This window comes from Chryseobacterium sp. GTID13 (assembly GCF_056172655.1).
In genome coordinates, this window is sequence record NZ_JAOCMB010000005.1 from 516,863 (window position 1) to 531,128 (window position 14,266).

Genomic DNA, 14,266 nt, shown 5'->3' on the forward strand with positions numbered 1-14,266 from the left:
TATTTTTGCAGATTATAATAATTCATATGGCAGCATCGTTACTATTAAAATACTTTCCTGATCTTACAGAGAAGCAGATCGAGCAGTTTTCCCAATTGGAGAAATTGTATAATGAGTGGAATGAAAAAATCAATGTGATCTCAAGAAAAGATATGGATTCGCTGTATGAGAAGCATGTTCTGCACTCTTTGGGAATTGCGAAAATAATGGAATTTGCGCCGGGAACAAAAGTTTTGGATATTGGAACCGGAGGCGGTTTTCCGGGAATTCCCCTCGCCATTTTATTTCCGGAAACAGAATTTACTTTAGTTGATTCTATCGGAAAGAAAATTACTGTAGTGAAAGCGGTTGCAGAAGGCATCGGGCTGACAAATTTAACGGCTATTCACGGAAGAGCTGAAAAAGTGAAAGAGAAATTCCATTTTGTAGTCAGCAGGGCAGTAACCCAAATGCCTGAATTCCTGAGATGGCTGAAAGGAAAATTTGAAAAAGAACAAATTAATCCCAAACATAACGGAGTTTTATATTTGAAAGGCGGTGACCTTGCTGAGGAGCTGGCCGGAATTAAATGTGAAATCTTCAACCTTAAAAACTATTTTGATGAAGAATTTTTTGATACTAAAAAAGTGATTTATGTATCAAAAGGCAATTTTAACTCTTGATTTTTTAAAATTAAGTTGTAATTTTTGCTGAATTATTATTGATAATCAGTAAATTTAAGGTTATGAAAAAACTTTTAAATATTGGATTTTCTGTATTGTTTTTAGGGCTGGTTTTTGTCTCCTGTGAAGACGATGATTACCAGACCGTGCAGTCCATAGGAAAGATCAGGATCGACAGTGTAAAGATCATGAAAGATACCATGGACGTTTATTCCATACAGAGCATTAAGACGTATTCTACATATTCGTCCCAATGTGAGGGGTTTTACGGATATGATTATATTCACGACAGCAGTCTGCAAAGATCTGTTACCGCTTATAAATATACTACAGAAGGACCTTGTACCCACGAAACCCATGTAGGAGCCAGCCAGATCAAATTCAACCCGCGCCAGACAGGAACCTATACCTTCAGATTCTGGAACGGCAGCAACAGCTGGATCACCAAAACAATTGTAGTTGAATAATAATGAAATGGATTTCGCTTGGCTTATTTCTCTTTACAAATGCACTTTTCGGACAAAAAATAATCTGGAAGGAAGATCGCAAACTGGTCTGGGATAATTTTAAGAGCGCAGTAAGCAGAAAAAACAATTCGGATGTGATTGCCTATACCCATTGCGGATGGGAGTATTCCGTTGTAAAATCCACCAATCCGAAATCGCCGGTTAAAATTGAGATTACCGCCATCTTCAATGAAGACAGATCCTGGAAAGACGTGAAAAGGATCAATGATTATGTGCTGCTGCATGAGCAGAAGCATTTTGATATTGCAGAGCTTTTTGTCAGAAAATTCAGAAAAGAAATAGCAGAAAAGATCAAAACCTCTGGGGATTACAATAAAAATTTTAATGCGGTTTACAGCAAGATATCCAACGATTACAAAAACTTTCAGATGTCCTATGATAAAATCACGGAACATGGGATGAATAAAGAAAAGCAGGCAGAATATAATGCCCTCATTGCTGAAGAACTGGACAACTTAAAAAGCTATAAAGCCTCTTGAAATTCCTCAATAAAATAATCAGCGAACTGCTGGCCCAAAACCCGGATCTTTCGGAGTTCAATATTGTTCTGCCCGGAAAGCGTCCCATCGTATTCATCAGGCAGATCCTGGAAGAAAATAATTACTCAGGATTCCTTCCCAATTTTTTTACCATAGAAGAACTGATCGACAGGATTGCAGAAAAACAGCCTGTCCAGGGAATTTCACTGTGGCTTTTTGCCTTTGATGTTTACCGGAGCCTTGGGCTTATCCCCAAGGATGATTTTTCGGACTTTTTAAAGTGGTTTCCGACCCTGCAGAAAGACTGGGACGATATCCTGAAGTTCTCCGAAAGTGATGAAGCCGTACTGCAGTATATGTTTGATGAGGAAAGGATCAAGGAATGGGCACAGGACTTGGGTGAAGACGATGATGTTCCCCGTAAAAAATTCCTTAATTTCTGGCAGAATATGAATATTTTTCTTCCGGCTTTAAAGAAAAAACTGCAGGAAAAGAACTGGGCGACTTCCGGAATGATCCATGAAACGGCGAAAGCGAAGATTGCAGGATTTGCTGAAGGTACTTCCGAGCATTTTGTATTCTGTGGCTTTAATGCCTTTACGCCGGTAGAAGAGAAGCTGGTCAGAAATCTGCTAAGATGGAATAAAGCACAGTGTTTCTTTCAGGCAGATCATTACTATTTCGATGATGAAAGACAGGAAGCCGGGAAATTCCTCAGAAATCATAAAATGTGGAAGGAATTTGATGATAACAGGGCTTTTCAGTGGATAGAAGATGATTTTAACCAGCCTAAAAACATCAAAGTTTATGAAGTTTCCGGAAATGTAACGCAGACCAAGGTGCTGCCTGAAATATTCAAGGAAATTGAAAATAAGACCTATTCCAATACGGCTGTGGTTTTATTGGACGAAAACCTTCTTCCTGCAAGTTTAGATGTGATGTACGGGGTTGAAAACCTGAATATTACCATGGGTTTTCCGCTGAAGAATCTTTCTTTTTCCAATGCGGTAAAACAGCTGTTCTATCTTCAGAAACAGCTGGAGAAAAATAAATCCTCCTATTATTACAGAGATATTTTCCCGATCCTTGAAGAGCTCCCGAAATCTGCTGAAGATGAGCTGATTATCAGTAATTTCAGAACAAAAGTAGAGGAGAGGAATATTGTTTATATATCAAAAAAGCTTTTAGAAGAACTTCTGAGCGGGCTTTCGTATTACGGGCTTCTTAAAAAAGCTGACCATACGGGTGTTTATCTCGATATGCTTATTGAATTCTGCCGGCAGATTAAATGGCTGGAAATAGATGATATCCAGTACGAAAATGTTTCCCATTTTGAGAATGCATTCAGGATCATTAAAAATCAGCTTAGTCCGTATGATTTTGAGATTAAAATGGAAACGCTGGAAATTCTTATCAATCAGCACGTTAATTCAGAAAGTATAGATTTTCAGGGGGAGCCGCTCCGTGGGCTCCAGATTATGGGACTTCTGGAAACCCGTCTTCTGAACTTCGAAAATGTTATTATGCTTTCCGTGAATGAAGGGAAGCTTCCTTTGGGGAATTCTCAGAATACGTACATTCCGTTTGATATCAGAAGATACTTTGATCTTCATACGTTCCTGGAAAATGACAGTATCTATGCCTATCACTTTTACAGGCTGATCCAGGATTCTAAAAATGTGCATCTTTTGTACAATGCACTTAGCTCCGGAGTGAATACCGGGGAGAAAAGCAGGTTTATCACCCAGATCGAAATGGAGAGTTCTCATCAGATAGAGCATCTTATAATTGAGAATTCTTCAGAGCCTATTGTTTCGCAGCCTATAGAAATTCTTAAGACTCCGATTGTGTTGGAAAGACTTCAGAAATGGAAAGAAAAAGTTTCGGCTTCCCACCTTACCAGCTATCTTTACAATCCTATTGATTTTTACCTTTCGAAGATATTAAAGACCTCCGAAACAGATGAAATAGAAGAAGAGCTTTCGGTAAAAAATTACGGAAATCTGGTTCATTATTCACTTCAAGAAGTATATGAGATACTTAAAGGTAAGGTTTTAAAAGAAAAGGATTTACAAAATTCAATTAAAGAAATAGATCAATATATCAATGTTGCCATTGAAAAGCTGAAACACCAGCCTGAATTCTACGAAAAGGGCATGAATTATATCCACAGGGCTATTGCTAAAAAAGTAATTGAAAATGTATTAAACCATGATCTTCAGCTGGTGAAAAGTGGAAATACTTTAGAAATTCTGGACATTGAAAAAAGGTTTGAAAACGTAGATTTCTATCTTGACGGCAGTGACAAAATTTCTTTCTTTGGGTTTATTGACAGAATAGACCGCCTCAACGGAACGCTGAGAATTATCGATTACAAAACGGCAAAGATCAAAAATCTTACGGTAAAAATAGATGAAACTAATGTCGCTGAATATTTCCATAACAGTGAAAGGAAGCAGGCCCTGCAGTTATGTATTTATCATTATGTCGTTCAGAATCTTCCCGAATTCTGGGGTCTTCCTATAGAAACAGGCATCTGGAGTTTTGCAGAAGCTAAAAAAGGCGTGGTTTCCCTGCAGTTTGAGAAGGGAGACATTGATGATGCCATGCAGTCTGTAAAGAACCTTATCCTGGAAATTTTAAATCCGGATCTCAGTTTTATTGAGAATGTAAAACCTTATTCCAATTAAAAAATGCACTCCATTACTGAAGTGCATTCCATCAATTTGAAATGAAGAATATATTATGAAACTTTGTTATAATTTGACTTTCTTATTGACTGTTTTTCCATCGGAGGTAATCATTTGAACGACATAAACTCCTGATTCTAAATTATTTGACTTGAATTCCGACTTATTGATATCCTGCTGAAGGATCAGGGCACCGGAAATAGTGTAAATGCTGATATTTTTGATGCCGTTATCTGCTTTTGCAATTATCTGGCGGTTTTGGGTAAATACTTCAGTTTTATTGGCTAATGGCCCATCAGTCAATGTTTTTTTGAACTGCAGATTATAGAATTGAGTAACTACTTCAAAGGTATTGTTTTGATTGTCAATGTCTTTTATGTCAATCCCGCCGTCTTTGCTGTATTGTTCGTTAGAGACTGATTTCAGAAGGTTTTTATTGCTGTCAAAAATATTTACTGTTATAAGCTCTTCCTGAGAAACTTTCAGTTTTAAAATATGGTTATTTTCAGACTGTATGATCTCATTTTCAGGTACTTCTATTGGTGTATTCTTAACGTAAGGAATTAGTTTTTGATTATTGTTTTCCTGTACTTTTAAAAGGTAAACTCCATCTTTTAGGTTAGATAAACTGTTTTCCGTGGCTGATCTGCTTGCTGCTTTCTCCTGATTGAAATCTGTGATTCCCACCAGCTGCATATTACCAAGATCCGGTTTTAGCTGGGAAGAATAAAGTGAATGGGCTTGTTGCTGGCTGTTTTGCTGTTGTTTAGAAGTGAGTATAGCCCATTCGTTCAGAAGTCCGCCGCTTCTGAGTGTATTGAACTTTGCATTCGATGCCAGAGTGAAAGGGACAATTCCTCCCACATGCCCTAAAGGTCCCCAGTAAAACGAATCCAGCTTATATTTGTTCAGATCCCACCAGGCGTAATATCCACGTTGCACGTCAATGGTTTTAGAAGTGTTTTCCGGTGGAATAGCCAGATCTACAGTCGAATGTCCTAATGTCATCGGTGTTTTGTTATACCAATCGTATACATCTTTAGGCTTCATGCATCTTCTGAGGTTGTTATTCGGATTATTGGTGACATCATTCACAAAATTCTGAGTGAAAAGATTTCTCCAGATGACAGGCCCCCAAAGAAGTCCTCCGTTATCCTGAACCACATGATAGTTGTATTTATCAAGATATTCAGGGGAAATCACTTCTGAAATGCTGGTGTTATAGGTTTTATACCCCGTATTGTTGCAGGTATGGAGAACATTGGCAAGGAAAGAGGTAAACGGATAGAAATCTTTTTCCAGAACTCCTTTATTTAAAGTAACTCCTGAAAAATCATAAGGTCCGTCACCCATATAAGCGTATTTGAATTTCAGATTGGTAGGGTTGGAGGTATTTAAGGTCTTTAAAGTAGACATGGCCGCATGGGCTCCCTGGGAATAACCTGCCAGAAAATATTCATCATATCTTTTTACGCCTAACTGCCCCAAAACCTTATTGGCTGCCGTTACAAAGTCTATTGTAGCCCCTGCTTCCGTAGCTGCATCTACATAGGGGTGAACTCCGTCTCCGCTTCCCATCCCCACATAATCAGGAGCCATGAGGATGTAGCCGTTGAGAACATAGGACAGTTCCACTACAAATCCGGCTGTTAAAGCTCCTTTAAAGTTGGAGGGTACATTATTTCTGCTGTCGGTGGTTCCATGATCGGATACGACCGTAGACAGTTTAAAATTGACATTGGGATACATCAGAAGCCCGGTAGCTTTTACCAAAACATTCTTTTCGTTTTTGGTATAATACGTTATTTTGTATCCTTTCAGGCCTACATTGAATCCATTGAGATAACTGACGAAGTCCGGAGCATTCTGGTCACCAAGATTATTGGCGATAAAATTGGCTACCCCTTGCGGAGTGAGGTCTAATTTCTGTTCAAAGCTGGCAACATCTCCTGCCTGTTGGGCGAAAAAGAATGGCGCTGTACAACTTAATAAAAGAGCGGATAGTTTTTTCATATCAATATTTTTTAATGAATTTAAATTAAATATTTTTAATAAAATCTCATTAATATTAATACATCAATAATTATTCACTGAATATAAGTTCCCTGCAAAGTGAGTAAAATAAGGAGTCCGGCCATTCGGCCGGACTCCTTATAATATATTTTAAGTTTTATTTAAAAAGCGTTGATACCTGTGATATCTAAACCTGTAATCAGTAAATGAACGTCATGAGTACCTTCGTAAGTGATTACAGATTCAAGGTTAGCAGCATGCCTCATCATTGGGAATTCGCCCATGATTCCCATACCGCCAAGGATCTGTCTGGATTCTCTTGCAATATCAATAGCCATTTTCACATTGTTGCGCTTAGCCATTGAGATCTGGGCCGGAGTTGCTTTATGAGCATTTTTAAGATTTCCTAACTGAAGGCAAAGCAATTGTGCTTTTGTAATTTCGGTTAAGAATTCTGCCAGTTTCTTTTGCTGAAGCTGGTAAGAACCAATAGGTTTCCCGAACTGCTTTCTTTCCTTGGAATACTGAACAGCCGTACAGTAACAGTCAATGGCAGCTCCGATAACTCCCCAAGAAATTCCATATCTTGCTGAATTTAAACAAGATAAAGGTCCTTTTAATCCAGTTACTCCCGGAAGTAGGTTTTCTTTGGGAACTTTCACATCATTAAATACCAGTTCTCCTGTTTTTGATGCTCTTAAGCTCCATTTGTTATGCGTTTCAGGGGTGGTGAAACCTTCCATGCCTCTTTCAACGATCAATCCCTGTACTTTTCCTTCTTCATTTTTTGCCCAAACCACGGCAATGTCGCACAACGGAGAATTGGTGATCCACATTTTGGCCCCGTTCAGCAGGTAATGGTCTCCCATATCTTTGAAATAGGTTTCCATAGAACCTGGATCAGAACCGTGATTAGGCTCAGTCAGTCCGAAAGAACCGATCATTTCTCCTGCGGCAAGATGAGGAAGGTATTTTTTCTTCTGCTCCTCGGAACCGAATTCATTGATCGGGAACATCACCAGCGAGCTCTGTACCGAAGCAGCAGAACGTACTGCAGAATCTCCTCTTTCCAGTTCCTGCATAATCAAACCGTAAGAAATCTGATCTAACCCTGAACCACCGTATTCAACAGGAATATATGGACCCAAAGCTCCAATTTTTCCCAATTCTTTCATTAAGCCCGGAATATCTGTATGATTTTGTGCGGCCTGATCAATCTGCGGCATTACAAAACTTTCCACCCAATCTCTTACCGATTGACGGATCAGTTTGTGTTCTTCAGTAAGTAAAGCATCAATTCCGTAATAGTCTGGAATGCTTGTAAGAGGATAATATGACATGATTTTTTGATTTGCCTAAAAGTAATACTTTTCGCCGGTTTGAAAAATTTTTTTGCAAATCTTTATTGCCTTTGATTTTCAGTGAGATAAATGAAAACAGGCAGGTTTTAAGTAAAAACAGGACTTTTTAGGCCTCCTCATCATTGGAGATAGGATACTGGTTGGCAGCATTGTGTATTTTACTTTTGAACTTGTACAGATACGGGGCTTTGTTTGCAGATCCGTCGTAAAGTTTTTCCAGTCGGTCCAGGATATTTAAGCTCAAAATCTTGCGCTGGAAATTGTTTCTCCTGAATTTTTCTCCCAAAATAGTTTCATACAAGGATTGAAGGTCTTTCATGGTGAATTTTTCAGGAAGAAGATTACTGGCTGCCACCTCGGTATTGATATTCATACGCAGGTATTCCAGACCGGTTTCTATAATCCTGTCGTGGTCAAAAGCCATTTTGGGAAGATTGTTTACTTCAAACCATTCACAGCTTTCGTTAAAGGCATCCGGAAAAGTGTTGGCAATGGAAAAATCAATAAGACTGCAGTAAGCTACTGTAATGAATCTCTGAAAAATCCAGTGATCTTTCGGAACTTCAATTCCTTTGTTATTGAGGAGAATCTGGTGTACATTATTCTCCGTACGGTCTATTCTTCCGAACGTGTGAAATTGTTTCAGGAAAAGGTCTTTAAGATGCGTTCTTTCATACAAAACCCTGGCTGCCGCTTCGCGAAGATCTTCATCATTGAAAACAAAACCACCCGGCAGAGACCACAGATCCAGGTCATGATATTTCAAAAGAAGAACTTTCAAAATATTATTGTGAAAACCAAATATGGTACAGTCAACAGATACATGTGCTACAAAATCTTTTGTATCAATAAGTTCCTGAAGCGTTTCTTTATTTTTGGTTTCTTTGATTTTCATGGCATAAAAATAAAATTATTTTCTATAATTTCTTTGCTGTCAACCTAAAATATATCAAACTGACTGTAAACAGCACACAAACAGCCAGTAATATGTACATCGGATAGTAGTTCAGCAGCCGTTTTTCAAACAGTACAGCCATGATAATAGAGCTTACTGAACTTCCCAATGACGAGAAAATAACAATTAGGGAAGTAAACAGATTGATTTTTTCTTTGTCAATCTGCGCAATCATTTTTGAATTGATAACAGGGTAGAGCGGGGCCAGAAAAAGCCCGATGACAGGAAATAAAAACAAAATAATTTTAGAATTCACAGAATCAAAATACTGGATTCCCAAAATGATCATCAGAACAGCTATAATTAAAAAGAGACACAAAATATAATACCTTGACAAAGAAAATCTCTGGATTATATTGGCCGTAAGCATTCTACCCGCATAAGAGAAAAGGGCAAGGAAGGAAGTGGCCTGCAAAGCAAAAAAAGAATTGACGTTCAGGTGATTTTTATAAAATGAAGGCAGCCACGAATTAAATCCCTGTTCCACAAATACAATGAAAAAAATGACAAAGAGAAATACAACGGTTGCCGGTTTTACAAATGCTGAGAGTTCAGAAATAAGGCTTTTGCTGTCCGTTTTTTGAGTTTCCGAAATATTCAGCTTTGAAAATAAAAATATTGTTACGGCACAAAGTACGGATATAGACAGGAACCCAAATTTCCAGTATTCTGAATAACGGCTGGAGATCAGCCATCCGAAACCGGTATTCACCACAAAAATACCAACCATAAATGAAGCCTCGACACTGTTCATCATTTTGGCAAGAGACTTTTCATCTGAAATATTATTACGGATAATCCCGAAAACACAAATCTTTCCCACAGCAAAGCATGTCCCGATAATGGCAAACCATACTTTGTAAAACCAGAAATCTTCTATAAACGGAAGGAAGCATGAAGAGATTCCCACAATGATCAAAGCTGAAATTAATGCCTTTTTAGTTCCGGTTTTGCTTATAAAATTCACCGCAAAAAGAGAAATAAACGCAATAGGAAGATCCTTGAACGATTCTAAAAAACCTAGCTTTTCATAAGTGATATTAGCTTCCGAAAGCTGAAGAATGACAATGCCCATGCAGTTCAAAACCATTGAAAAAATAAGAAAGGTCAGTTTTAAAGGAAGTGAGATTCTGGAAAGCTTGGCTGTCATTTTGGGAGATTTTTTTATTGTTTTTTTATGATTTTTTTATGAATTATGAAGATAAATTAGGGCTTTCAGCCCCCAAAAATAAACGAAAAATTAAAATAATTGTGAATACAATGTTAATTATTTAAAAAAATATATTTTTATTGTCTCAATTTGAGAATTAAAAACTAACTGTATATGAATCGAAGAATATCAAGAAGTCTGGGATTGGTTGCCGTGCTGTATTTTACAGCCAATTTTAATGCACAGACCAGCGTAAAGGACACTGTTCCGAAAGAGAATAAAATAGAAGAAGTTATCGTGATCGGTTACGGAACACAGAAAAAGAGTAATGTGACCGGAGCTATTGCAAGTATTAAAGCAAGCGATATAGAGAACATTCCGGCAGGGAAGCCTGAGCAGGTACTGCAGGGTAGAGCTGCAGGGGTTTCCGTCGTGACAAATTCCGGACAGCCCGGTGCTGCTGCTACAGTAAGAGTACGTGGGATTACCAGTTTTGGAGCAGGAAGTAACAGCCCTTTATGGGTAGTGGATGGTATTGTGGTAGATAACATCGGATGGCTGAACCAATCGGATATAGAAAGTATGGAAGTGCTGAAGGATGGAGCATCATCAGCTATCTATGGGGTTTCTGCCGCAAAAGGGGTAATTCTGGTGACGACAAAAAAGGAAAAAAGGAAAACTCAGCCTTTCCTATAATGGGTTTTATGGTTTTTCAAACACTTCCAAAAAGCTAGATCTTTTAGATGCTACTCAGTATGCAAACATCATCAATGAAGGTTTCATCAATGACGGGCAGGCACCGAGATATACCAACCCTTCATCTTTTGGAAAGGGAACAAACTGGCAGGATGCTATCTTCGGAACCGGCGAAAAATCTTCTCATGAGGTAAGTATTACCGGAGGTAACGAGAAATCAACCTACTATACATCGTTCGGGTATTTTGATCAGACGGGTATTGTAATGAGCGATATTTCTTACTATAAAAGAATCAATGCAAGATTTAATTCAACCCATAAGGTAACGGACTATTTAACCATAGGCCAAACCTTTGCCTATACAAGAACAAAATCCCAGGGAATCAGTGCCAATGAGGAATTCGGAGGTCCGTTAGCTTCTGCCGTTAACTTAGATCCGACCACTCCGGTAGTCGTTACAGACTGGTCTACAGTGGATCCGAGCGGCTATACCAACCCATACATTATCCGTGATGAGAATGGTAATCCGTACGGAATTTCCCGTTACGTAAATCAGGAAATGACCAATCCGCAAGCCTTCAAACATATTCAGCAGGGAAATTACAACTGGTCTGATGATTTTGTAGGGAATGTTTTTGCTGAGCTTAAATTCCTTAAAAACTTCACTTTTAAAACAAGTCTTAACGGCAAAAAATCCTATTGGGGAAGCCGCACTTTTACACCGAAATATTATTTAAGTCCCAATTATAGCAATACCAGCTTTAACAGCCTGAATAAGGTAGACGAAAATAAGTTCGAATGGAGCATGGAAAATACACTGACCTATCAGAATAAATTCGGTAATCATAATTTGAGTGTATTGATTGGGCAAGGAGTATACCGATATAATATATCAGGAGGAACAAGTTTAACATACACTAATCTGCCTATTGATAACTGGCAGGATGCTTCTTTCAACTTTAATATCCCTCAGGATGATATTACAGCTACGGGATGGGACGGAATTCAGACCCGTAAGGCATCTTATTTCGGAAGGGTCATTTATGATTATGCCGATAAATATTTATTTACAGGAACAATCCGTAGAGACGGTTCATCAAAGTTTGCCACCAACCAGCACTGGGGAACCTTCCCGTCCATGTCTTTAGGTTGGAATGTTCATAAAGAAAACTTCTGGCCACAAAATAAAGTGGTTAATAACTTAAAATTGAGAGGAGGTTACGGAGTTTTAGGAAATGATGAAATGGAGAACTTCAGATTTGCAAGTTTCATGGTTTCCGGAAGCAATTATACCAATGCAGGAAACAATATTATCATAGGGTATGCGCCAAGTACACTGGAGAACCCGAACCTGAAATGGGAAGAGACCAGCCAGCTGAATATCGCTGCGGATTTAAAGCTTTTCAACAACTTCACTTTTACGGCAGACTGGTACAAAAAGAAAACATCCGATATCCTAAGACAAGTGAACATTCCAGGTTATGTAGGTGTTCCTAATTTGCCTTGGGCAAACGTTGGGGATATGGAAAACTCAGGTCTTGAATTGGAATTAGGTTACAAAAAGAACTGGGAAGATTTCAGTATATCAGTTAACGGAAACTTTGCCACTATTAAAAACAAAGTTTTAAGATTGGAAGATGATATAGATTATTTCAACCTTGCTTCTTTCCAGACGATGGGAGCTGTATCCAGAGTCGCAGTCGGACAGCCTTACGGTTCTTTTTACGGATACACATATAGTGGTGTTTTCCAGAACCAGGCACAAATCGATTCTTATGTTAATGCCAATGGAACTAAATTATTGGCCAATGCCCAACCGGGAGATTTCATCTGGCAGGACAATAATGGCGATGGTAAAATTGATGACAATGATAAAGTAAACCTAGGAAGTTCTATCCCGAAATATACTTTTGGACTTACAGTCAATTTAAATTACAAGAATTTCGATTTCATGATGTTTGCACAGGGACAGGCCGGAAATAAGATTTTCCAGGGCTTAAGAAGATTGGATATGCTGGATGCCAATTATCAGACAAAAGTTTTAGACCGATGGACAGGGGAAGGTTCAACCAATGATAACCCGAGAATTACAAGGAACGACCCTAACCATAACTATTCCTGGATGTCAAATTATTATCTTCAGAAAGGAGATTATGTCCGCTTGAAAATTATTCAGTTAGGATATACACTTCCTCAGGAAGTTACTAACCGTTTTGGAATGAATAAAGTAAGACTGTACATTACGGGAGAGAATGTATTTACTTTCACCAAATATACAGGATACGATCCGGAAATTGCGGGAAGAAATAATTCCGAGCAAGATATAATAGGAGTTGACAGAGCTTACTATCCTCAAGCAAGAACATTTTTGCTAGGTGCTAATATCCAATTTTAATAAATGAATAAAATGAAAAATAAGAATATTTTATATAAAGGGCTTGCTGTTACTTTTCTTACAGGCCTTAGTTTTAGCAATATTGCCTGTAGTGATTCATATCTGGATGATGTAAAGAATTCCGGTTCTTTTAATACCGACCAGTATTTTCAGAATGAACAGCAGTCTTTCAGTGCATTGGTTTCCGTTTATGATGTTTTAAGAAAATATTCAGGAGGATTCGAGAATACAGTTACATTTTTTAATGCAGGATCTGATGACTTTTATTCCGGTGGTGGAAATTCCAATGATGGAGCAGGAATCCAGGGATTGAATAATTATACCATTAACCCTAATACAATGCCAGCGAGTTACTGGAAAGATTATTATCAGGGAATAGCAAGAGCTAATCTGTTGATCGAAAAGGTTCCGGGAGCTACTATGGGAGAAGATGTTAAGAGAAGATATATTGCTGAGGCCAAAGTGCTTCGTTCCTTATATTATTTCGAATTGGTGAGAATGTTTGGAAACATCCCGCTAGTTTTCAAAACGATTCAGTTTGGGGATGATTACTGGAATATACCGCAGGCAAAACCTGCTGAGGTTTATCTTCAGATAGAGAGTGATATCGTTGCTGCAATTCCGGATCTAATGATGACTGCCAGCGGTAACGACAGAGGCAGAATTACGCAGGGAACAGCCAGAGCAATATTGGGGAAAATTTATCTGTATGATAAAAAAATGCCTCAGGCTGCAGAGCAGTTTGCTGAAGTCAACGGAACTCCCGGAGGAACCAGCCAATATGGATATAAGCTTGTGGCCAACTATGCAGATCTGTTTAAGGTAGGACCTGAAACAGCAGATCCATACAAGTTCTCAACAGAATCCATCCTGGAAGTAATGCATACCAACAAAGGAAATTCCGACTGGGGATTCTGGGGACAGGGAAAAGATGAAGGAAACTCTATTAATGTAATGGTAGGACCCCGTTCTTATTCCTTAAAAAATGTTCCTAATAATAATGCTCCGGACATCTACTCAGGATGGGCTTTCAATACAGTAACGGATAACTTTGTTAATTTCATGCAGGGAGATCCGAGATTAAACGTTACTGTTTTCAATGCAAAACAACTAGTAACAGACGGTAAAATTTCTTACAGTCCGGCTTATGCAGATACCGGATATTTCCTGAATAAATATTTACCGACAAACGATTTAAAAAGCTCACTTCCAGGGCCGGCAGAACTGAATTTCAGACAAAATTATATAGCCATAAGACTTGCGGATACTTATCTGATGGAAGCAGAAGCCTTAGGGGCCGCCGGGGAAGAGCCCAGGCTCTTTTAGATGCAGTAAGAG

10 protein-coding genes and 1 pseudogene are annotated in these 14,266 nt (G+C 38.5%); 7 read left to right on the plus strand and 4 right to left on the minus strand.

Going from position 1 to position 14,266, the window contains the following annotated elements; translation table 11 throughout:
• The first annotated feature begins 26 nt into the window (after positions 1–26).
• The 4 genes from rsmG to N4G44_RS08425 all read left to right on the plus strand — a co-directional run bounded on the left by rsmG (position 27) and on the right by N4G44_RS08425 (position 4,358).
• On the plus strand, positions 27–662 hold the full coding sequence (rsmG, locus tag N4G44_RS08410; protein WP_474928308.1) for a 16S rRNA (guanine(527)-N(7))-methyltransferase RsmG: 636 nt from the start codon (positions 27–29) through the stop codon (positions 660–662).
• A 62-nt stretch (positions 663–724) separates the two neighbouring features.
• The gene (locus tag N4G44_RS08415) at positions 725–1,129 is read left to right on the plus strand and encodes a hypothetical protein (RefSeq protein WP_474925945.1); all 405 of its coding nucleotides are present in this window, start codon (positions 725–727) and stop codon (positions 1,127–1,129) included.
• A 2-nt stretch (positions 1,130–1,131) separates the two neighbouring features.
• Entirely contained in the window at positions 1,132–1,668 is a 537-nt protein-coding gene (locus N4G44_RS08420) for a DUF922 domain-containing protein (RefSeq protein ID WP_474925948.1), read from the plus strand.
• Positions 1,665–4,358 (plus strand): PD-(D/E)XK nuclease family protein, encoded by a 2,694-nt coding sequence (locus N4G44_RS08425; RefSeq protein WP_474925950.1) that lies wholly within the window; start codon positions 1,665–1,667, stop codon positions 4,356–4,358. The genes N4G44_RS08420 and N4G44_RS08425 overlap by 4 nt, the downstream gene beginning before the upstream one ends.
• Before the next feature lie 66 nt (positions 4,359–4,424).
• Here the strand turns inward: N4G44_RS08425 and N4G44_RS08430 are convergent, their stop codons facing one another.
• The 4 genes from N4G44_RS08430 to N4G44_RS08445 all read right to left on the minus strand — a co-directional run bounded on the left by N4G44_RS08430 (position 4,425) and on the right by N4G44_RS08445 (position 9,837).
• On the minus strand, positions 4,425–6,371 hold the full coding sequence (locus tag N4G44_RS08430; protein ID WP_474925953.1) for a T9SS type A sorting domain-containing protein: 1,947 nt from the start codon (positions 6,369–6,371) through the stop codon (positions 4,425–4,427).
• 161 nt (positions 6,372–6,532) lie between these two features.
• The gene (locus tag N4G44_RS08435) at positions 6,533–7,711 is read right to left on the minus strand and encodes an acyl-CoA dehydrogenase family protein (protein WP_474925954.1); all 1,179 of its coding nucleotides are present in this window, start codon (positions 7,709–7,711) and stop codon (positions 6,533–6,535) included.
• A gap of 127 nt (positions 7,712–7,838) precedes the next feature.
• Entirely contained in the window at positions 7,839–8,627 is a 789-nt protein-coding gene (locus N4G44_RS08440; protein ID WP_048503925.1) for an NUDIX hydrolase, read from the minus strand.
• Positions 8,628–8,649: 22 nt separating this feature from the next.
• On the minus strand, positions 8,650–9,837 hold the full coding sequence (locus N4G44_RS08445; RefSeq protein WP_474925955.1) for an MFS transporter: 1,188 nt from the start codon (positions 9,835–9,837) through the stop codon (positions 8,650–8,652).
• A gap of 174 nt (positions 9,838–10,011) precedes the next feature.
• On the opposite strand from N4G44_RS08445, the gene N4G44_RS08450 reads away from it, so the two are divergent.
• From N4G44_RS08450 to N4G44_RS08460, 3 genes and pseudogenes are all read left to right on the plus strand, one after another.
• The gene (locus N4G44_RS08450; protein WP_474925956.1) at positions 10,012–10,533 is read left to right on the plus strand and encodes a TonB-dependent receptor plug domain-containing protein; all 522 of its coding nucleotides are present in this window, start codon (positions 10,012–10,014) and stop codon (positions 10,531–10,533) included.
• Positions 10,534–10,564: 31 nt separating this feature from the next.
• Positions 10,565–12,928, plus strand: a pseudogene (locus N4G44_RS08455) (SusC/RagA family TonB-linked outer membrane protein); the annotation flags it as partial.
• A gap of 12 nt (positions 12,929–12,940) precedes the next feature.
• Positions 12,941–14,254, plus strand: a complete 1,314-nt coding sequence (locus tag N4G44_RS08460) for a RagB/SusD family nutrient uptake outer membrane protein (protein WP_474925957.1) — start codon at positions 12,941–12,943, stop codon at positions 14,252–14,254.
• Positions 14,255–14,266: the final 12 nt, after the last annotated feature.